General features: G+C 40.1%; 22 protein-coding genes. 1 reads left to right on the top strand and 21 read right to left on the bottom strand.

The genetic code is table 11. From position 1 onward, the window contains the following. Positions 1–63 precede the first annotated feature (63 nt). The 13 genes from dinG to dapB form a co-directional block, all read right to left on the bottom strand. Positions 64–2850, bottom strand: coding sequence for an ATP-dependent DNA helicase DinG (gene dinG, locus MKY71_RS06435; protein WP_340731923.1), 2787 nt, complete (start codon positions 2848–2850; stop codon positions 64–66). Positions 2851–3410: 560 nt separating this feature from the next. Continuing rightward, complete coding sequence (locus MKY71_RS06430; RefSeq protein ID WP_340731922.1) at positions 3411–4559, bottom strand: cation:proton antiporter; 1149 nt, start codon at positions 4557–4559, stop codon at positions 3411–3413. Between the two features lie 150 nt (positions 4560–4709). Continuing rightward, the gene (locus tag MKY71_RS06425) at positions 4710–5048 is read right to left on the bottom strand and encodes a transketolase (RefSeq protein ID WP_340731921.1); all 339 of its coding nucleotides are present in this window, start codon (positions 5046–5048) and stop codon (positions 4710–4712) included. A 112-nt stretch (positions 5049–5160) separates the two neighbouring features. Continuing rightward, complete coding sequence (lpdA, locus tag MKY71_RS06420) at positions 5161–6498, bottom strand: dihydrolipoyl dehydrogenase (protein ID WP_340731920.1); 1338 nt, start codon at positions 6496–6498, stop codon at positions 5161–5163. A 137-nt stretch (positions 6499–6635) separates the two neighbouring features. Continuing rightward, on the bottom strand, positions 6636–7211 hold the full coding sequence (locus MKY71_RS06415; RefSeq protein WP_339175898.1) for a 3D domain-containing protein: 576 nt from the start codon (positions 7209–7211) through the stop codon (positions 6636–6638). Positions 7212–7406: 195 nt separating this feature from the next. Further along, entirely contained in the window at positions 7407–7790 is a 384-nt protein-coding gene (panD, locus tag MKY71_RS06410) for an aspartate 1-decarboxylase (RefSeq protein WP_339175897.1), read from the bottom strand. Next, positions 7783–8646, bottom strand: coding sequence for a pantoate--beta-alanine ligase (gene panC / locus MKY71_RS06405; RefSeq protein WP_340731919.1), 864 nt, complete (start codon positions 8644–8646; stop codon positions 7783–7785). Before panC ends, panD begins: the two co-directional genes overlap by 8 nt. Continuing rightward, a complete protein-coding gene (panB, locus tag MKY71_RS06400) occupies positions 8646–9482 on the bottom strand; it encodes a 3-methyl-2-oxobutanoate hydroxymethyltransferase (RefSeq protein ID WP_340731918.1) in 837 nt (278 codons plus the stop codon). The genes panC and panB overlap by 1 nt, the downstream gene beginning before the upstream one ends. 311 nt (positions 9483–9793) lie before the next feature. Then, positions 9794–10780 (bottom strand): biotin--[acetyl-CoA-carboxylase] ligase, encoded by a 987-nt coding sequence (locus MKY71_RS06395; protein WP_339175893.1) that lies wholly within the window; start codon positions 10778–10780, stop codon positions 9794–9796. Beyond that, complete coding sequence (locus MKY71_RS06390) at positions 10758–11963, bottom strand: CCA tRNA nucleotidyltransferase (RefSeq protein WP_340731917.1); 1206 nt, start codon at positions 11961–11963, stop codon at positions 10758–10760. The genes MKY71_RS06395 and MKY71_RS06390 overlap by 23 nt, the downstream gene beginning before the upstream one ends. Then, positions 11887–13059: an N-acetyl-alpha-D-glucosaminyl L-malate synthase BshA gene (gene bshA, locus MKY71_RS06385; RefSeq protein ID WP_340731916.1), complete on the bottom strand. Its 1173-nt coding sequence runs from the start codon at positions 13057–13059 to the stop codon at positions 11887–11889. Before bshA ends, MKY71_RS06390 begins: the two co-directional genes overlap by 77 nt. 84 nt (positions 13060–13143) lie before the next feature. Beyond that, positions 13144–13548 carry a methylglyoxal synthase gene (gene mgsA, locus MKY71_RS06380; protein ID WP_339175889.1) on the bottom strand — a complete coding sequence of 135 codons (405 nt, stop codon included), beginning with the start codon at positions 13546–13548 and terminating at the stop codon, positions 13144–13146. Between the two features lie 15 nt (positions 13549–13563). Further along, entirely contained in the window at positions 13564–14361 is a 798-nt protein-coding gene (dapB, locus tag MKY71_RS06375; protein ID WP_339175888.1) for a 4-hydroxy-tetrahydrodipicolinate reductase, read from the bottom strand. 191 nt (positions 14362–14552) lie between these two features. On the opposite strand from dapB, the gene MKY71_RS06370 reads away from it, so the two are divergent. Next, entirely contained in the window at positions 14553–15419 is an 867-nt protein-coding gene (locus MKY71_RS06370) for a YitT family protein (RefSeq protein ID WP_339175887.1), read from the top strand. A 258-nt stretch (positions 15420–15677) separates the two neighbouring features. Here MKY71_RS06370 and MKY71_RS06365 read toward each other — a convergent pair whose 3' ends face one another. The 8 genes from MKY71_RS06365 to MKY71_RS06330 all read right to left on the bottom strand — a co-directional run bounded on the left by MKY71_RS06365 (position 15678) and on the right by MKY71_RS06330 (position 21735). Then, positions 15678–16352 (bottom strand): zinc metallopeptidase, encoded by a 675-nt coding sequence (locus MKY71_RS06365; RefSeq protein ID WP_339176581.1) that lies wholly within the window; start codon positions 16350–16352, stop codon positions 15678–15680. A 55-nt stretch (positions 16353–16407) separates the two neighbouring features. Next, positions 16408–17007 carry a DUF1405 domain-containing protein gene (locus MKY71_RS06360; RefSeq protein ID WP_340731915.1) on the bottom strand — a complete coding sequence of 200 codons (600 nt, stop codon included), beginning with the start codon at positions 17005–17007 and terminating at the stop codon, positions 16408–16410. A gap of 192 nt (positions 17008–17199) precedes the next feature. After that, positions 17200–17994 (bottom strand): menaquinol-cytochrome c reductase cytochrome b/c subunit, encoded by a 795-nt coding sequence (locus MKY71_RS06355; protein WP_339175885.1) that lies wholly within the window; start codon positions 17992–17994, stop codon positions 17200–17202. Between the two features lie 39 nt (positions 17995–18033). Continuing rightward, the gene (gene qcrB / locus MKY71_RS06350) at positions 18034–18708 is read right to left on the bottom strand and encodes a menaquinol-cytochrome c reductase cytochrome b subunit (protein ID WP_339175884.1); all 675 of its coding nucleotides are present in this window, start codon (positions 18706–18708) and stop codon (positions 18034–18036) included. Between the two features lie 22 nt (positions 18709–18730). Beyond that, positions 18731–19237: a ubiquinol-cytochrome c reductase iron-sulfur subunit gene (locus MKY71_RS06345; RefSeq protein WP_339175883.1), complete on the bottom strand. Its 507-nt coding sequence runs from the start codon at positions 19235–19237 to the stop codon at positions 18731–18733. Positions 19238–19412: 175 nt separating this feature from the next. After that, positions 19413–19856, bottom strand: a complete 444-nt coding sequence (locus MKY71_RS06340; RefSeq protein WP_339175881.1) for a YpiF family protein — start codon at positions 19854–19856, stop codon at positions 19413–19415. 70 nt (positions 19857–19926) lie between these two features. After that, entirely contained in the window at positions 19927–20475 is a 549-nt protein-coding gene (locus MKY71_RS06335; RefSeq protein WP_339175879.1) for a ReoY family proteolytic degradation factor, read from the bottom strand. A 15-nt stretch (positions 20476–20490) separates the two neighbouring features. Beyond that, positions 20491–21735, bottom strand: coding sequence for a tetratricopeptide repeat protein (locus tag MKY71_RS06330; protein ID WP_340731914.1), 1245 nt, complete (start codon positions 21733–21735; stop codon positions 20491–20493). Between the last annotated feature and the right edge of the window lie 97 nt (positions 21736–21832).

Here is a 21832-nt window from a genome sequence, read left to right as displayed (position 1 = left end):
AATCCGATGTATTTGTTTGTTGTTTAAAGTTTTGTTTCATTTTTGTCAACCTGCTTTCCTTCCTCATCGTTTTTCATTATACCAATTTCCTAAGCTTTGCACCATACTGTGTAGAGGCAGTTTTTGTATAGAAATTGGCGGTAATGACTCGATAAACTGCTGTCCGTATGATTTTGTTTCAATCCGGCGATCCAAAACGATAAATACCCCTTTATCATGGCTCGAACGGATCAATCGCCCGAATCCTTGCTTGAACCGGATAATGGCATCCGGCAGCGCAAGTTCTGTAAAGGAATTGCGTCCCTGCTGTGTTATATAATTGGCCCGCGCTTTAAAGGCCGGTTCTTCCGGTGAAGAAAACGGCAGCCGAACAACGATGACAGCAGACAGACCGTCTCCCGGTACATCGACCCCTTCCCAGAAGCTGTTCGTTCCGAATAATACGGAATGATTAAACTTCTGGAAAGACTTCAATAACCGCATACGGCTTCCGGATGTCACACCTTGCGCAAAGATCATATAGTCGCTTAGCAATTCACTTTCCTGTATTAGATTGACCGTTTTACGAAGCATATCCTGTGACGTGAACAAAACAAAGCATCGTCCATTCGTCATGCGCACAGTATTTGTAACGGCATGTGCGACCTCTTCGATATACTCGGATTGTGATACAGCCTGAATGTCCGGCATGTCATTGACAATATACACTTCTGCCCCGTCGTAATAACTTGGGTCCGCATGCAGCTTTTCAATCGGAATTGACGGATTGATGCCAAGCTGGTTTGTTATAAAACGCTCATTACTTGGTACTGTCAATGTTCCGGATGTCCACACAATGCCGCTCTTTTCTCGGATCGGATCAAAAAGCTTGCGGATTGTTGATGTCACTTCTATCGGTTTTTTATAGAGCTGGATACTGCCCGGAACACTTCGCTGATCCAACTCCAGCCAGCATGAATAGTCAGGATCTTGATTTAGAAAAACATCATCCCACTCTGACAGTTTTATCGTAAACTCATTGACGATATACTGCCATTGCTCAATTAAATATTCATGCTCCGGCGCAAGCTCTTCCACACTTGAAGTGAACTTCCGGATTAGCTCGGTCGCCTCATCCACCCATTGCTGTACAGTAAGCGAAACTTTCATTAAAACTTCACGGCCCAGCTGCAATTCCGAAATGAAGACTTCGATTTTCTGAAGTTGCTTCGTCTGGTGATGCTGCGCTTCTTTCACCCCTCGAAGCAATGCCGTCATTGCCGTATCAAACGCGTTGACCATTTGAATATAGCGCTTTTCCAGCTGATCCAGTGTTTGATAATTTAACAGATGTTTTTTTATTGCTACGCGACGGATCTTATAAAATAGCTGTTCATCTTCCTGTATACCAATTTGTCCAAATAAATATTTCCAATTCATATAGGAGAATATTTTTTCGTGCTGATTAATTGCAGCCTGAATAAACTGATGGGCCTCATCGATTACCCAGCCGCCTAATGAATTAAAAATCTGTTCATTGCGTACGAGATCACTTAGCAGCATCGCATGGTTTGTCACAATAATATCTGCTTGGCGACTGTTTTGAATTGCACGTGAATAGAAATCGTAAAGCGGCATTGTTGTTTTCGGCAAGGCGGTCTTACGTATTTTATCGATAAGCAGCTGGCCACCGCCCGAAACATTCAGCTCGCTTAAATCACCCGTCTCCGTTTTCGCAAGCCAGATAAGCGTTTGCAGAACGGTAAATGTCTGATCATAGGAAACATCCTGTGTCTTTAGCTCTTTCTCGAATTTTTCAATATCGATATAATGGTTCATCCCTTTTAATAAAGCCATTTTAACCGGCTGGCCAAGCGCCTGTTCCAATAATGGAATGTCATTTTGCATAAGCTGATCGAGCAAATGGGAAGTATATGTGCTGATCCCGATTTTCTGATTCGTTTTCTTAGCATAATAAATCGATGGCACTAAATAACCCATCGTTTTACCGATCCCTGTTGATGCTTCAATGACATGTTCCGCATTAGTATTGAAAGCCTGCCATATACTGTCCATCATACGAAACTGCTGCGGGCGCTCTTCAAAATTAGGAATCCCTTTCAATAATAAGGCCATTTTTTCATCTGTCGTTTGCGGGTAGGCAAGTTGGTCCCCATCACTTTTGGGCGTCGGAGCTATTTTACGGATGGCAATTTTACGGTAAAAGACATGCCCTTCATCCGTTAATGCTTTACTTCGTTTTATGACAAGCGCATCAAAAAACAGCTGGGACAGGTCTGTTCTCAAACGGAAAGAACGTTTATGCAATTGCTCCAAAGTAATAAGCGGAAATGTTAATAGCTCTTCCCAGCAATGTTTCAACAAATACGCTGTCGCAAGTGCATCATCATCCGCACGGTGTGCACTCTCCAGCTCAATATGAAACTCATTCGCCAAATCTGCTAATTTATAGCTTAGTGACATCGGGAATAAAATTTTTGTCAGTTCAACTGTATCGATTTTCTTTCCGTGCCATTTCGATATACCGGCACGGTTAAATTCCGCCTGTAAAAAGTTCAAGTCAAAATCTGTATTATGGGCTACGAATACGGCCCCTTCCAGCAACTCATAAATATAATCCGCATATGCTTCAAAAGGCAGCGCATCTTTTACATCTTCGTCTGTAATATTCGTTAAATCCTGTATGAATAACGGAATCGGTTTTCCCGGATTAATAAATGTAGAATATTTTTTAACGATTTCCCAGCCTTGCATAATTACAATGGCGATTTGAATCATGCGGTCGCCGCTTGCAGGAGAATGGCCTGTTGTTTCAATATCGACTATCGCATATTTTTGACTTTCCTTCATTTTCTTCAACTCACAGTTCAAGTAATATAACGGCATTTTATCATACTGGAGGTAATGCGGTCATGTAATTGAATAGCGCTGTCCCAATGTCACGCTGGAATGCTGCTACCGTAAATATTGAGACATTGCCGGTATATGAACGTTCTAGAAGTTCTAATATATTTTAGAATCTTCTAATAAAATTTAATTTGTTCCAATAAAATGGCGATTTTCTAATATTACCGCTAACTGTTCTAATAAAAGTCCAATTTGTTCTAATATCATTCCCAGTTCTTCAAATATCCGATGCAAATTTTCTAATATCCCCTCAAATGTTCTAATATATCCCGGCAGACCTCTACCCTATTTAAAGACAAAAAAAACTAGTGCCGCCACAAGGGACAACACTAGGTTAATATACTATGTATAGGTGTGCAGGGGCTCATCTCCCTGCACAATTCAAAAGCTTCCCAGCAAATCCGTGCTGTTGGTGGAGGCTTTTGTTGTGAAGACTAAATCTTCACCGAGGTTTTGGCACCTAATACATAGAATACAATAATATAAAGAATCATTCAACAAGATTAATCAATTAAATTTGAACGATTTCCGAAAATTCCTTTTAACATTGGTGGTGTAACTAATGTTGTAATAATAATTACGATTACCATCGGTGTATAATCTTCAGCCGGCAGCAATCCGCTTGATAATCCCATTGCTGCTAAAATCAGTGCAACTTCACCACGCGATACCATTCCTGCACCAATTCCTGAAGAAGATCTCCAGTTGAAGCCAGCCAATTTCGCACCAAGACCAGAACCGATAAGTTTTGATAAAATTGCCACGATTGAGAAGATAACTAAGAACCAAATATTTTCTGTAATCCCCGCAAAAGTAACGGATAATCCGATACTAACGAAGAAGAACGGCACGAAAATCCCGTTCGCAATCGGTTCAACTTTATGCTCGACTGTGTCTTTAAACGGTGTTTGACCAATTGCAATACCAATAAAGAATGCTCCAATGATTGTAGCGATACCAAAGTAATGTTCACCTATGTATGCTAACGCAAAACATGCAATAAGCGCTCCGCTTAAAATTGCTTCCGTAACTTTCAAGCGACTAAACAAGCGTAAGAACGGTGGAATAACCCATTTCATTACAACGAATAATAAAACAAAGAACAATACTTTACCGCCGATTAACATAGGAATCGATACATCGTCCCCTATTAAGAAACTCATGGCTATTGCAAGTAAAACAACAACGATAATGTCATCCAATACTGCAGCACCTAATAATGTAGAACCTTCCTTACTTTTCAGCCAGCCGATCTCGCTTAATGTCTGAACTGAAATACTTACTGATGTAGCGGCTAAAGTCAGTCCGATGAAAATTGCCTGACCTTGAGTAAGACCAAATGCCAATGCTAACGGATAACTCATTGCAATCGGTAATATGACACCGCCGATAGCTACGAAGATTGCCCCCTTCATATTTGCATTCAAATCTTCCAAATCAGTTTCTAAACCAGCTAAAAACATTAATAGAATAACCCCTATTTGACTGAATGTTTGCATAACTTCGCTGTCAACAATCCAGCCAAGCATTGCAGGTCCGATAATAATACCGATCAGGATTTTCCCAAGTACTGATGGCTGACCTAAACGTACTGTTAAATGCCCTGCAATTTTTGTCGCCAATAGCACGATAACTATTTGAAAAATAAACATAATATCCCCCTTTTACTATACAAAAAGGCATGGTTCAGCCAGTTTGACTGACTCCACCATGCCTACTACGTATTGACTATTTTTATTTTAAATAAAAAAAATTTAAAAAGCAATGATATTGTAATAGAATTATAAAATTTTATTATATCGCTAGAAAAACCCCGGCAATACTTCCCGCTGAAAATACTGATTTTTCCTAAGCCATACATTTAAAATATGTCGATGTGTCAGCAGCTTTCTCCGTGAGGCATGCCTTCTTTGCGCTTCCTGCAGACTTTCGAGCAATATACGCGTCTCCGTCATACAGTATGCCGGGTCGGTAATAACTTTCAAAGCCGGACTTATTAACCCGTGTTCCTGCAGTAGTGCCAGCACTTTAGCAAACTGTTGTCCCATCGCAATATAGTTTTCTTCTATATTAAAATCAATACATTGATATAACGTATTTTCCACTTCTTTTTCTACAAGCTCCATTGACTGATTTTCCATATGTCACCTCATGTTGGAATTGTATACAACAAGTATAGTAGAATTCAGCTCAATAAAAAAGAAATTGGATTGAAAAAGCTACGGCGCATCTCATCTGCACCGTAGCAACCAGTTATTTTGCATGGATCGCTTTTCCGAAAACGGAACGAGCCGCATCGCCAACATGCTCGCTTACTGTCGGATGCGGGAAAATAAGCCTTGCCAAATCTTTTACGGATCCCCCTAATACTTTTGCCGCCAGCATGGAATTGATCATTTCCGTCGCGCCGTCACCAACGACACATGCCCCGTAAATATCCCCTTCAGGACTCGCGACAAACTTCATAAAGCCCTGTGTATTTCCTTCAAGCAAGGCTTTAGGATTCGTCGGTAAATACATCTTCGTTACAATGCTGTCTGCAGGTGCTTCGTGTTCCAGCATGCCAAATGTCGCAATTTCTGGATGTGTATAGACACATCGCGGAATTTCCTGCTGATTGATCACTTTCGGATGCTTCCCTAAAATATAATCGACTGCATGTACTCCTTCTGCACTTGCAGAGTGGGCAAGCTGGAATCCGCCGACTAAATCGCCAATCGCAAAAATGCCCGGAATACTTGTCTCATAGTGATTATTAACTTTAATTAAACGCCCGTCCATCTGCATCTCCAGCACTTCAGCAATTTCAGTGTTCGGACGGCGGCCTGTCGCAAACAATAAATTTTCGAACGGGTAATTCCCGATTGATGTCTGTACATGGTCCGCATGGATTTCTTCGAATGTAAAGTCTGTCACAAGTTCGATTCCCAGTTGCTTCATCTTTTCTTTAATAATCGGCCGTGCATCCGGCTCTTCTGTCTGCAAAATATCTTTACTATGATTTAATACGGTTACTTTTGTTCCCATTGGTGCTAAAGCAAATGCCATTTCAATTGCGATTACCCCGCCTCCGATAATCGTTAATTGTTTCGGAAGCTCCTGGATCGAGAAAAACGTATCCGTTGTATGATATTGTGCATTTTCAAGCCCTTTAAATGGCGGAACGAACGGGCGGCTGCCTGTTGCCAAAATGACATGATCTGCTGTAAATGCCTCATTACCGATGATTACTTTTCGTTCTGCGGTCACTGTCGCCTTCCCCCGAAACATTGTAATCTGTGCATTTCCGATAAATGTTTCAATATTTGATAACAGTTCATCAACTACCTGGTCTTTACGCTGCATTAACTTTGGAAAATCAATATTAATTGTCGGGACTGTCACACCCCAATCGGTACCGCGCCGAATTTCCTGCACTAGCTTGCTATGCTCAAGCATAATTTTTGAAGGGATACAGCCGACATTATAGCACGCTCCACCGACTTTATCTTTTTCGACAAGCGCTACTTTCAACCCGCTTTTTGCTGCATGGATTGCCGCAACATATCCACCAGGCCCTGCACCAATGACAGCTAAATCAAATTTTTCCATCTATACCACCTCAATTTTCACATTAGCATTACGATGTAGGGAATGCAACAAATCGACCGTCAATTTACTATTAATTCTTAATATTTAATCAATAAAAACAGCGAACTGCCAATCGCATTTCGCTGTCAATTCTTCCTTTATTTCAATACTTTAATTTCTACATTTTTACGGCCCCAGTTGAGCGCAATTTTCTTTGTTTTAACATAAACATCAATCCGGTTACCTTTAATCGAACCGCCTGTATCGCCTGCAACTGCAATTCCGTAGCCTTCTACCCATACTTTCGTTCCAAGCGGAATCACCTTTGGATCAACCGCAATCAGTTTAATATCCGGGTTTTTCTTTAAGTCGATTCCGGATGCCGTTTTTCCGGAACATCCTTTACAGTATGCAGTAAAAGCGCTTGCTTCCACTTTTAACGTTTTGACAACTTCAAAGTCATCAATCGTTTCCTTTTTTTCTTTTTTCTCAACCGGTACCTTGTTTTTAATATGATCCGGTAATTTCAGTACGAAACCTTCCGTTACTTCTTCTATGTCGTTCACTTCATTTAATTCAAGTAATGTATATACTGATGTGTCATAACGATCTGCAATTTCATCCAATTCTTCACCTTTCTTCACCGTATGCGTAGCAGCAATTGCCGCGTTTGTGAAGAATAAGGTAGTGACCAAAAAGAAGGCAAAGCTAAATAATAGTTTATTTTGAAACATATTAATTATTTCCCCCTGTATCTTTTGTCTTTTTTGTAAAATAAAGCTAAATCCAAGTCTACACATTTTATATTTCAAAAAGATTACAAGAAGATGATATAAAAATTACAATATTATCCTTTATAAACCAAAAATGTAATATAAAAAAAGCTGTCATATAGGAATATTCCTTCATGACAGCTTTTCAAAAAGTTTTTACATAATTGTTGCTTCCGGTTCGTATGCGATGATTTCTTTAATAGTATTACTTTCCCCCATAATCGCAACAGTCGGAGTATGTTCGGCAACTTCTTTATTATCCACGTACACGTAAGAAATAATGATGACGATGTCACCTTTTTGAACAAGGCGCGCCGCTGCTCCATTTACACAAATTACTCCTGACCCGCGCTCACCGGCGATAATATACGTCTCAAAGCGGGCTCCGTTGTTGTTATTGACAATATGGACTTTTTCATTCGGCAGCATGCCAACCGCATCCAAAATATCTTCATCAATTGTAATTGAACCTACATAATTCAAATCTGCCTGTGTCACTTGGGCACGGTGGATTTTACTGTTCATCATCATTCTAAACATACATTACTTCCCCTTTTAACGAAAAAATTAAATTATCGATTAGACGTGTTTTGCCAATATGAACGGCAGCTGCAATACAAATTTTCTCTGCTTGATCATCGACTTCCTTTAAATCCGGATAGGATAAAATCATCAAATAATCAATGTTACCTGACGTATTGTCATGGATTATTTTTTTCGCAAGTGCAATGGCCGATTCCACACTGCCGGATTCCAGCAGCTCTCTTTTTGCCAGTTGCAGCCCTTGCTGAATTGCCGGAGCCTGTGAACGTTCTTCAGCAGTCAAATAAACATTGCGGCTTGATTTTGCCAATCCGTCCTCTTCACGTACAACCGGCACAACTCGGATTGTGACCGGGAAATTGTAGTCGCGTACCATTGTTTGAATGATTGCCACTTGCTGGGCATCCTTTTGCCCGAAATAAGCGCGGTCCGGCTGCACTAAATTAAAGAGTTTCGCTACAACCTGCAATACTCCGTCAAAATGACCTGGTCTACTCGCACCGCATAAAATATGTGCCTGACGTCCTGCACGTATCGTAATTCCACCATTGTGCGGATACATTTCTTCTACGGACGGTGCAAATATATAGTCTACCCCTACAGATTTTGCCAATTCTGTATCACGCGGTAAATCTCTTGGGTACGATTCAAAATCTTCATTTGGACCAAATTGTGTTGGATTGACGAATATACTCATGATCACTAGTTCATTTTCTTTGCGTGCGTTTGCGGCCAATGTTAAATGCCCTTCATGTAAATAGCCCATTGTCGGGACAAGACCGATTGACTGCCGGTTGTATTTTGCCATTTGCACTACTTCCCGCAATTCGGCTATTGTCGTTAAAACTTTCATTATTTTACGCCTCCGTAGAGCTCAATCAGCTCTGTCTCTTTCATTGTGAAACTTTGTTGTAATGTCGGGAAAGTACCAGACTTTACAGCATTTGTATAAGCCGTAATCCCCTTCTCCACCTCATCACCCACATGGGCGAATGCTTCTACAAATTTAGGGATGTGGTGCTTTCCGTATTGCAGTAAATCATGGTAGACAAGCACTTGCCCATCCGCTTTTACACCTGCACCGATACCAATTGTCGGGATCGTTAAGTTATGGGATACAACTTCTGCCAATTGATGTGGAATACATTCCAGCACGACGGCACATGCGCCTGCCTGTTCTACAAATCGCGCATCATTCAATAATTTTTCAGCTTGTTCGGCTGTTTTTCCTTGTACTTTATAACCTCCAAGTACCCCTGCCGATTGTGGCTGCAGTCCTAAATGTGCCACTACCGGGATTCCGGCATCAGTTAACTTCTTAATAACAGGTACGACATCATCTGCGCCTTCTACTTTTACGGCATTTGCATTCGTTTCCTGCATCATTTTCACAGCGGTTTTCAGTGTTTCGTTCACATCTCCATGATAGGAACCAAACGGCATATCTACTACGATGAATGTATCCGGTGCACCTCGGCGAACCGCTTTACTATGGTGAATCATATCTTCCACCGTTACACGCATTGTCGATTCATAACCGAGTACGACCATCCCGAGGGAATCCCCGACAAGGATCATGTCGACCCCTGCCGCTTCTGAAAATTTTGCTGCCGGATAATCATAGGCAGTAATCATGACAATTTTTTCGCCTTGCTCTTTCATTTTTAATAACTGTGCTGTTGTTTTCATATTCTTCCTCCTTAAGTGGAAAGAAAACAAAAATACCCTTCTATCTAAAATTAGACAGAAGGGTAGTACCATACGTAAATTCAACACATTTCATACTTTAAGTGGAAAGAAAATCGAACGAAAAGTATAAAATGAATTCATTTATGCGTGTTTTCTTCCGTCTCTGTCCTGTGTAGATCAAAGCAGATTTTTTTAATGTTGACTAGCAGTTGCAGGTACAGTTCTATTAAGATACTGTCCTAGAGCTACTATAACAAGTTTGGAAGAAAACGTACAGAATAAATAATTGCTGTAAAAACTTTTTTTGAGCTTTATGATAATAGTTCAATGTCGGCAGAATAAATGCCCTTAATTTCCCCGTTTGCTTGACGAATTTCCAGGACACCGCTCTCAGTAATACTGACAGCTTCCCCTTCAACGACTTCACGGAGTGTTGTTGCCTTCACCCGTTTTCCGATTGTTCCCGAAGCCTGTTCCCATAGCTTTTTAATTTGACCGAAGCCGTTTTTCACGTATTCATCACTGTATTTTTCCAAACACTCAAGCACTTTGGCGACAAAATGCACACGTTCAATTGGCTCTCCTTCTTCAATCGCAATCGAAGTTGCAATCGATTGCAGCTGTTCAGGGAAATCGCTCTTCTGCTGATTGACATTGATGCCAATTCCAATGAGCAATGCCTGGATACGATCCGCTTCAGCTACCATTTCAGTTAAAATGCCCGTTGTTTTTTTGCCGTTGATTAAAATATCATTCGGCCACTTGATTTCAGGAGTGAAATTTTTAAAACTCGACTTCATTGCTTCAACAATGGCCACAGCAGTAACTAATGTAAATTGAGGTGCCTGATGAGGGGCAACATCCGGACGTATGATGACCGTCATCCAAATACCTTGTCCTTCTGTAGATTCCCATTCACGCATCATGCGCCCACGCCCTGCAGATTGATGCTCAGCAATTACTACTGTGCCATCCGGTGCACCATTACGGACAAGTTCATGCGCAACAAGCTGTGTCGACTCTACCGTTTCATAATAATGAACTTGCCGGCCATAGCGTTCCGTCGTCAAAAATTGCTGCAGTTGACCCATATCCACCTTATCCGGTACAGACAACAGTTTATAGCCACGTTTTTTTACTGTTTCAAACTCATAGCCTTCCTGCTTCAATGTCTGCATATGCTTCCATATTGCCGTTCGGGAGACGTTGAGCTCATCTGCCAGCACCTGCCCGGAGATTGGTTCTCCATCCGCAGTCAAAAACCGCTTCAAAATTTCATCCTTCATCGTGAAATGCATAAAACCATTCCTTTAATTGTTGTTTATCATTTTGTACTTCCCCGTTTAAGACCGCTTCAACTGCTGCATCGAGCGCCTGTTTAATCCAGCTCCCGCGTTTTTTTGAAGACCATACCAACAAGTCTTTTCCTGTAATCGCCAGTTCATGTGCATGCTGAAGTGGCAATGTGCTTTTTCGTGCGACCAATTCTTCATAGACCACATCCAGCGTATGATTTTGCCAAATAACAAACTGGCAGGCTGTTTTAAGAACCATTGAATCAAAACGCATCAAATCAACATGACTTATTCCGTCGAGTAGACTCTCATAAGCATCCAGCACTGTTTTCACGAAGAGTCTATCCTTATTCGAACAGCGATATTTTGTAAGAAGGTTCAAATCACTGCCGTTTACTAAACAGAAATATGCCCAGCCAACTTGCCGGTCATCCGAAGCAAATCGTGTCCAATCCGAAGAGTTAAACTCGCCATATAAATAATGACTCAGTGTCGTTTTTTCCATGTATTCAATACCAAAAGCCGAATGGGCAGAACTAAAAATCTTTGATAGTTCCACTTGAATACGCTCGATTGCCACATATTCAATCGAAGCGGCATTTTGTCTAATCGCTTCGAACGTATTATCCTCGATTGAGAAGTGAAGCTGGGCAGCAAATCGCACAGCGCGCAGCATCCGGAGAGCATCTTCTTCAAAACGCTGACCCGGCTCCCCGACAGCACAAATCATTTTGCTGTCGATATGTTGGCGCCCATCATAATAATCGATAAATTCTGCCGTTTGACTAAGGGCCATCGCATTCATCGTAAAATCCCGACGTTTTAAATCCTCTTGTAGATTTCGAACGAACTCGACTGTGTCCGGACGGCGATGGTCACTGTAAGTAGACTCAGTCCGGTAAGTTGTTACTTCGATCGGTTCTCCGCAGTCCAGTACAATGACCGTTCCGTGAGCGATTCCGACATCAATTGTTTGGGAGAAGATTGTTTGAATTTCTTCAGGCAATGCACTCGTTGCGATATCGACATCATTATTTTCTTTCTGTAAATAATAATCCCGCACCGCTCCTCCTACAATAAAAGCTTCATAACCGGCATGTTCAATCTTTTTAATGACTTCCTTTGCCGCTTGCCATTGTTGCGGAATCATTCTTCTTTTCAACCACACTTTCATATATCCGTTCATATTGTTCAACCATTTTTGATTCGTGGAATTGTTCCCGTACCGATTTTAGTGCAGCTTCTCTGAAAGCCTGATGTTTTTCTTCATCCTGCAGCAGTTCGACCGCATAATCCGCAACAGATTGCGTATCTCCAAGCGGAACCAAATAGCCGTTCACACCGTGATCGATTACTTCGGGAATTCCGCCGATCGCTGTTCCGATGCCTGGTACACCGCATGCCATCGCTTCCAGTAATACAAGCCCAAATGATTCTTTTTCTGACAGCAATAACTTTAAATCACTGATCGCAAAAAGTTCTGTAATGTTTTCCTGCTTACCTAAAAACAGTACATCATCCGTATAAGGTGAATCTTTCACAATATCTGTGACACGATGCTTTTCCGGACCATCGCCGACTAATAATAGTTTGGCTGGCATACGCTCACGAATTTTCAGGAATGAATCAACCACATCCGGCAGATTCTTTATTTTCCGGAAATTCGAGACATGGATAATCACTTTTTCATGCGGTAATATTCCAAATTGCTCTTTTAAATTGCCTGGATCCACTGGCTTAAATACATCCTCGTCAACGAAGTTATAAATTGTCTCAATCGGTTTTTTCGTATCGATTAAAGCATATGTCTGCTGTTTTAACGATTCCGAAACAGTTGTTACTGCATCGGAACAATCAATGCCATACTTGATCGCCTGCGCTAATGTAGAATCTTCGCCCAAAACTGATATATCTGTCCCGTGAAGTGTTGTAACAATTCCAAAATTCTCGCCGCTCATATGACGGGCCAAGACAGCACAAACCGCATGAGGAATCGCATAATGAACATGGAGTAAATCCAGTTTTTCCTCTTTAACAACATCAGCCATTTTGCTTGCTAATGCAATATCGTATGGTGGGTATTGAAATACCGAATAATTATTCACTTCCACCTCGTGGAAAAAAACATTTGAATAAATTTTATTAAGTCGAAATGGCACACTTGATGTAATAAAGTGAATTTCATGTCCTCGTTCTGCCAACATTTTGCCTAGCTCTGTTGCAATGACTCCCGAACCTCCTACTGTCGGGTAACATGTAATACCAATTTTTAATTTTTTCATTCGGCTCCCCATCCTTTCAACAATACGATTTTAACTTTATTTAAAATGATAAAACACATTTATAAAGTAAAATTGACCGACATTTTATTTTCTGCGCTCTTCTAGAATGCGCCAGTCAACAAAACCTTCCTGAAGCCCTTTTAATAAAATTTCCGCTGTGCCCATATTTGTCGCAAGCGGTATATGATACAAGTCGCATAACCGTACCAATGCCATGACATCCGGTTCATGCGGCTGTGCTGTCAATGGATCACGGAAGAAAAATACCATATCCATATCATTATTGGCGATCATCGCACCAATTTGCTGGTCTCCTCCTAATGGACCCGAGCGGAATTTCGTAATCGGAAGTCCCGTTTCGGCCTCAATCATTGTGCCAGTAGTGCCTGTCGCATAAAGGTCATGTTCTTTCAAAATATCGCAATAGGCTATCGCGAACTGAATTAAATTATCTTTTTTCCGATCATGTGCTATTAAAGCAATTTTCATAATATCAACCCATTTCTAAATGATGTTCTCTAATCCGTAGATCAATGTATTGGTTTTCATTACTTCTTCAATACTAAATGTAACACCGCTCATAAAGCTTCCGCGATTTAATGAATCATGACGTATCGTTAATAATTCACCCGTGCTGCCAAACAGTACTTGCTGATGTGCAACTAAACCTGGAAGTCTGACTGAATGGATATGCATGCCGTCATAGTTTGCGCCTCTAGCACCAGTATGTGTTTCTTTTTCTTCCGGATGCCCTTGCGTTTTAGCCTTACGTACTTCACTGATCATTTGTGCCGTTTTGATTCCCGTACCAGATGGCGCATCAAGCTTTTGGTCATGGTGCATTTCGATAATTTCCACATCCGGGAAATATTTTGCGGCATCTTTGGCAAACTTCATCATTAAAATTGCCCCGATCGCAAAGTTCGGCGCAATAATACAGCCTAATTGTCTTTCTGTTGCCATTTGCTGCAGTTCTTCAAGCTGTTCATCGGTAAAACCTGTCGTCCCTACAACTGGACGTATATTATGTAATAACGCCTGTTTTGTTCGTTCATAAACACAAAGCGGATTTGTTAAATCCAAAAGCACGTCCGGTTTTGTCTCACGCACAAGCTCAACAAAATTTGTATAAATCGGGACTTTATAATGATTCGGGAACTCTTCAAGCAATGCCAGTGATGTACCGACTTCTTTATAATCAAGAGCTGATACAAGTTCCATGCCGTCATTATTCATGATTGTATGTACTGCTTCTGTTCCCATTTTGCCTCGTGCCCCGGCAATTGCTACTCTGATTGTCATTCTGAAAAAACTCCTTTTTACTGTTAGTTGCTTTTTATCCCTGTTTAATTAATTTCGAGTAATAAAATGTGACATTCCTGTGTTCATTCATATTGTTGTCAAATGCGGAAAAATCAAACATAATAAACAATGTAACCTTTTTTCTGCTCCAACACATATATTCTTACTCAACCGATTTTAGGAGGTTTACTATGCAAGGAATAAAAATACAGAATATCATCGGAATACTTATCGGTTCCGCAATATTCAGTTTCGGTTTTGTCCACTTCAATATGCAAAACCAACTGGGTGAAGGTGGATTTAGTGGTATTACACTTATTTTATATTTTACACTAAATTGGGACCCAGCATTAATGAATTTGTTATTAAATATTCCAATGTTTATACTTGGATGGCGTTTACTAGGGAAAAAAGCATTTATCTATACGATCATCGGTACACTTAGTGTATCGGTATTTTTGAAAATCTTCCAAATTTATGAAGTCGATATGAACTTGAAGGATGATCTATTCCTTGTCTCATTATTTGCAGGGGTATTTGTCGGGATCGGTTTAGGAATTGTTTTCCGATTCGGCGGTACAACCGGTGGGGTCGATATTTTAGCCCGACTCGCAAATAAATATCTTGGTTGGAGTATGGGTAAAACGATGTTCGGCTTTGACTTTTTTGTCATTCTTTTCTCATGGATGACGTTTTTGGATGCCCGTTCGATGATGTATACATTAGTCGCTGTGTATGTCGGCGGCCGTGTAATCGATTTAGTGCAGGAAGGTGCGTATTCAGCAAAAGGTGCATTTATTATTTCAGTAAAGTCCGATGAGATCGCAAACTTAATTACAAATAATATGGACCGCGGCGTAACCGTTTTTGACGGTCATGGTCACTTTACAAAAGAACACCGGGATGTTCTGTACTGTGTCATCGGCCGAAACGAACTTGTCCGTCTAAAAAATATCGTTCATGGTGTCGATCCGCACGCATTCGTATCCATCATGGATGTCCGCGATGTAACTGGTGAAGGCTTCACACTGGACGATAAAAAACAGCCGATAAATTAGTCTTTTGAAGTATATTTATTTGCATTTTTAAATATTGTCCGTTGATTTCCACTGTGGGCGGACGCTTTCCGCGGGCGCGGCTCGAGCCTGTAGTCTCTCCCTCGCGCTTTTCCCGCAGGAGGCTGCCACCCTCCATTCCAATCAACTCCCGTTTAATCAAAGCGGACACAACTTAATAAGTTAGTAAAAGGTTGAATAATATTCAAAAAAGTCATTTTCCACAATGGGAAAATGACTTTTTCTAATTTCTATTAAATATTAATCTTCAGAATTCATGCCTGTATAAATTAGGATTAAACGTAATAGCTCCATTACTGCTACAGCTGCTGCTGCAACATATGTCATTGCTGCCGCATTTAATACTTTGCTTGCTGAGCGCTCTTCAGAATTGTTGATAATACCTAACGATACGACTTCATTCATCGCACGTTTGGATGCATCGAACTCTACCGGCAATGTGATGATTTGGAATAAAACACCTGCCGCTAATAACACAATACCTAGCAATAACAATGATGGAATTGAACCAAGCATACCAATAATCACAAAAATCCAAGACATATTCGATGAAATATTAGCGACCGGCACTAATTTCGAACGCAATGTTAAAAACGAATAAGCCTCCGCATGCTGCATCGCGTGACCAACTTCGTGCGCTGCTACAGCAGTACCGGCAATTGAAGAATTGTAATAGTTGTCCTCAGACAAAGCAACCGTTTTAGTGGCAGGATTATAATGGTCAGCCAAAAAACCTTGAGTCGGTACTACACGAACATCTGTTAAACCATGTTGATCTAAAATATAACGTGCTACTTGAGCACCTGTCATTCCTTTTTCAGCAGACACTTTAGCAAACTTTTTGTACGTACTTTTTACCTTCATTTGTGCGTAAATTGGCAACAGCAAAATGATGATAAAGTAAATAATATACATCACTATTATCTAACTCCCCTTCTATCTCTTTCTATACTTTAATTTTAAAGGCTTTCTAGTCTTGTTGCAAATATTCCCGCTTACGACTTTCAAGAAAAGCAAAGACTATACATGCTATCGAAAGCCAAAAAGTGAAGTACCCGATTTCGCTTGGATACTGGTAAATGACTCTGTAAAATGGCATTTGGCCAAACAAATAGTCGATTACATCGTTATGCAATGTCCAAATAGCAGCAACCATCACGTGCCACATTTTGAATCGGTATTTCGGTAAATACAGAACAGCCTGTACTGCCATTAAAAAATGGGAAGCAACGAGCATCCATCCGTCTGCTCCCAACTGTCCATTCTCTGCAAACGTCAGAAGGTTCATCGCAACTGCCCATAAGCCATATTTAATTAAGGTAATAAAGGCAAGCACTTCCATTAACCTGAAATTTTTACCGATAAGCCATCCGATAATAGCAAAACAGAAAAATAAGCTTGCTGTGGGCGAATCCGGTACGAATATATAGTAAATCGGTTCTGTTACTGCCAACTGTCCCCGGTACCAGTAATAGCCGTACACGGTGCCTAGCAAGTTAATAATAAGCAGTAAGGTTAAAAAGGCACGATGGTTTAATACGTACCATAATTGCATCATATATGCTTTCATTTGTTCACCTTTTTCTTCTACATTCTTCTTTACTCTGTATTATGTATTGTGTGCAACTAAACCAACTATTGTACGTCTTTTATTATATATGTTCTTAATCGTTACGCAAGCATACAATGTATATTATGCATCCTACAACTAAATGAAAATTAAAAAGAGAGTCAATATTCTGACTCTCCAGTTTAAAAATTATTATTCAGCTTCTTTTAATCCTGCGATAAATTCAGCTAAAACTTCAAGTTCTTCCTCTGTACCTGTAAATGCTCCAGCTGGCATACCGCCTCGTCCGTTCTTAATTACTTCCTGAACTTCTTCGGCTGATAACTCATTGCCAAGAAGCATTGGTCCGGATACCCCGGCCAAGTCTCCACCATGACAGCCAATACATGAAGCTTGAGCCTGATAGATTTCATAGCCTTCGGACGTTTCATCTACTTCAACATCCGGAAGTAAGCCTAAATGTTTATCTGTAATTTCACCTTGCGCATGAACTGCTTCCCAGTTAGTAGCCTGAACAGATTCCCATGTTGTATAAATAAGTGCTGCTACTGCCAACAACATAAATGCTGTCGGTAATGGTCGTTTAAATGGTCGACGTTCAGGTGTTCTATCTAAAAATGGTACCAATGCTAATGAACCAAATGCAATACCTGGAATAACCATTGCGCCAATGACGTTATATGGACCAGATGCATAAGAGTATTTTAATAGCTGGTACATTGATAGGAAGTACCAGTCCGGTAACGGTATATACGATGCATTGGTTGGATCTGCCGGACCTTCAAGTGGTGAAGGATGTGCGACAGTTAATAATAAATAACCGATTAAGAAAACTGCACCTACCATCCATTCTTTTAATAAGAAGTCAGGCCAGAAAGCTTCTGTTTTCCCCGGATACTCGGAATAATCTTTTGGCACGTTCGGCATACGGTTATTCGCTTTAACACGTGAATCACCTACGAACTTCATACCTTTTCCGCGTTGCATAGTGTCCCCTCCTTAAAAAATAGTACAATTAATTTCGGATCATAGAGGTCCTGAAATACCTTGGCGGCGGATCATAATAAAGTGAACTGCCAATAATGCAAATAATGCTGCTGGTAAGAAGAATACATGAATGGCAAAGAAACGAGTTAAAGTTTGCGCCCCGATAATCGTAGAATCCCCAGCTAATAATACTTTTATTGTTTCACCTAAAAACGGAACAGATGCAGCAATCTCGATACCTACTTTAGTAGCGAATAACGCTTTCATATCCCATGGCAATAAATAACCTGTGAAACCTAAACCTAACATAATGGCAAAGATACCTACACCAACTAACCAGTTTAATTCACGCGGTTTTTTATATGAACCTGTGAAGAATACACGAAGTGTATGTAAGAACATCATGACAATTACTAAAGATGCCCCCCAATGGTGCATACCACGAACGATTTCACCGAATGCTACTTCGTTTTGTAAATAATAAACTGATTTCCAAGCATTCTCTACATCTGGTACGTAATACATCGTTAAGAACATACCTGATAGAATTTGAATTACTGTAATAAAGAATGTTAATCCTCCGAAACAGTAAACGAATGCTGAAAAGTGATGGGCAGGGTTAACGTGCTCTGGCACTTCATGGTCGGCAATATCACGCCAAATAGGAGTAATATCTAAACGTTCATCGACCCAATCATAAATTTTATTTAGCACTGTGTCGTACCCCCTAACTTATTTAGTTACTGTGTGTGTTAGCGATTTTTTTCCCAAGCATTAAGAAACCATCATTTTCTGACACTTCATACATATCCAATGGTCCAAGAGGCGGTGTTCCTTTTACGTTTACACCATTTTTTTCATAACGCCCTCCATGACATGCACAGAAGAATTGATTCGGGTGATTTGGATCACTTTCCCAGTTTACAGTACACCCTAAATGCTTACATACAGGTGACATTGCGATGATTTCGTCGCCTTCTTTGTAAACCCAGGCAGCATCTGCTACTTCTGATTTGTACCAGCCATCCGTCTGTTCATACGAAAAGTCCACTTTTACCGGAACTTCTGTAATTTCGGCAATTTTTTTGCTTGTTTGTACAAAATCACCATCTTCTTTTGACTGAAGAATTGGGTCAATAGCAAAACGTACCATTGGCATTAACATTCCTGCCGCCATAAATCCACCTACACCAGTAATTGTATAAGTTAAAAATTGACGTCTTGTAACTCGATTCCTACTCATCCTTTTCCCCCCTCTTACTAAAAGGTCAGTCCAACGGACATATACTTTTAAAAATAGTAAATAACTAGGACATATCTATGATATATCAACTGAATAAGTTGGTCAATATAGCATTCATTTCCAAAAGTGTAGTTTGTGAACATTTAATGAAACAAATGTAGCACAAAAATGCTCGTTAAACCCAAATTTTCGTAAAAGTCGGGATGACTTGTTTTAGCTGATCTTCCAATATTCTCTGTTTAACACCCTGGTCCATAGACTCAAGTGGGATAGCCGGAAGCCAAATAATATTTAAATATTCTTTAAATTCAGTCCAAGAATGGTCACAGGTAATAAAGACCACTGCTTTAAAACCTGCTTCCTTCAATTCTTTTTCCATTGCTGCCGGCATTTTATCTGACTTGGTTCCCATTGTATATGAAAAGGGGGGCAATAATAAAAGACGTCCTTTAAACTGCTGTTCTATAAAATTCGTCAACGTCATTAAATATTCTGAAGCAGAACTGCTCTGCTTCATTCCTTGATCCGAAAAATCCAATTGCACGAGCGGGACAATTGCCGTATCTATAAATTGCTTCTGAGCCTGGAACTGTTCTACATCTTTTACTATAAAGTTCATATTCTTTCCTCCTAGTACCTTTAAACTTCTGAAAATAGGAAAGAAGTAATTTTTTTAATAAAGTATAAAATTACTTCGTATGCTTTAATGCTTGCAATAAATTAGATAACTCGAAAAAACGTTCTTTATCTCCACTATCCAGTGCTTCATCAATTTCTTTTAGCAGTTGCTGTTCCTGGAATTCTAGTACACTATTCTCCAGCAAACGCTCGGCTGCTAGACGGTCTTTTTCACTGATGAAGATATCAGCCGGTACGTAAGGATTTTCCTCCAGTACCGCCAAATACAGAGGATCAGGCGGTACGCTCGGGAAATTCAGCTGAAAATAAATTGCTTCGTGGGCATTGATTCGTAAATCATGAAATGCTTTTTCGGCATCGGATGTCATAATATTTTCTTTATAAAAACGGAATGGGATACTTGTTGTTTCAATTGTCGACATTACTATGGAACGCGGGCAATAATGTGCTTCATCAACGAAATGAACATTTTTCAGCAAATCGTCATTACTTAGTAAGTAATTTAAAATCCATACACCTTCACGTCTTTTTAACTGGAAATTTTTCAAAAACCACCTGATAAACAACTTTTTGTCATTCAGTGGTACGGAATATGTCAACATGCAATCCTCCCTTTACTCAAAGCGTTCTAATAAATCAGTCCATTGCTGTTCAGAAGGCTGTAATTGGACAAGTCGCTCGGCAATTTTCTTTCCTTCATCACGCTTGCCGTCCTCAACTAAAAACACAAAATATTTCTCTAAAAACTCAACATCATCGTTAAATTCATTATATGCCTCTTTGTAAATTTCGTATGCTTTTTCGAACAGTTCTTCTTCATTATAAGCATTGGCTACAAATGGATATAAAGCGACCCATTCGAATTCATTTTGATGCAATTGTTCATATAGTGAAATAATTTCTTCATAGCGTTGTTCGGTATTGTAAACAGACATCAATACTAAAATCGCTTCCATATATTCAGGGTCCAATGCAATGGCCTCACTTAAAAACTCTATCGCTTCCTGCTGTTTGCCATTTTTAATCGCCATTTTCCCCGCAAATAAATAGAGGGATTTATCGTATTCGTCTCGTTTAAGACCTTCTTTAATAACTTTTAAGGCACGTTCATTATCCTCGAGCATTGCATAACTTTCAGCCAGCAGTAAATAAGCTGAGAAATAATCAGGGTCCAACTCTTTTAAATCTTCCAGCTGTTTTATAGCTAGTTCATATTTTTCCGTCTGGAACGCTGCATAAGCCGAACCAAACAGCAAGTCTGCTGTAACTTCTTCTTCAAGTGCTTCCATATAATAATCCAGAGCCGTTTCATAACCTGCACCAGCACGGTAAACTTCTGCAAGACGCTGGGCTAAAATTATACCAGCAAACTTTTTATCGATCGCATACAGCTCTTCATAAATTCGAACAGCTTCTGTAAAACGACCTGTTTCAAATAATAATTCTGCTTTGGCAAATTGAAGTAAAGGTTCATGCGGTAAAATTTGCAACGCATCATTAATCCGTTGTTCCGCCACTTCAAATAACCCCTGCATTTGATAATAGTCGGCCAATACTAACAGCGCTTGAGGGTATTCCGGCGCGTCATCGGCAATCCCCATTAATAAATCGAGGGCATTATCCTCTTCGCCAAGTTCAATTAAAACACTTGCACGGTCGATTGAAATTTGCGCTTCTTCAGGAAATAAAAATTGAAGATGCTCAAATACACGGTCTGCTTCATTTAAAAATCCGTAATGCATAAGTGCTTCGGCTACTTCATATTGTGCTGCGGGTTCAGCATCCATTAAAAAAGATTCAAGAAGTCGGTTAATCTCCTCTAAATTTCCTTCTTGAATCGCTTGTAGTAATAGTTCCATGTGTATTTCACCTTTTTCTTTTGTTCTCAATATTATGCTACATGACGAAGCAATGCATCACAAGAAAAAGAATTCGGATGTTTTTAAAATTCATTTG

The organism is Solibacillus sp. FSL W7-1324, assembly GCF_038008025.1.
Taxonomy (GTDB): domain Bacteria; phylum Bacillota; class Bacilli; order Bacillales_A; family Planococcaceae; genus Solibacillus.
Note: the sequence above shows the minus strand (reverse complement) of the source record. Positions and strands in the feature narration are given on the sequence as shown.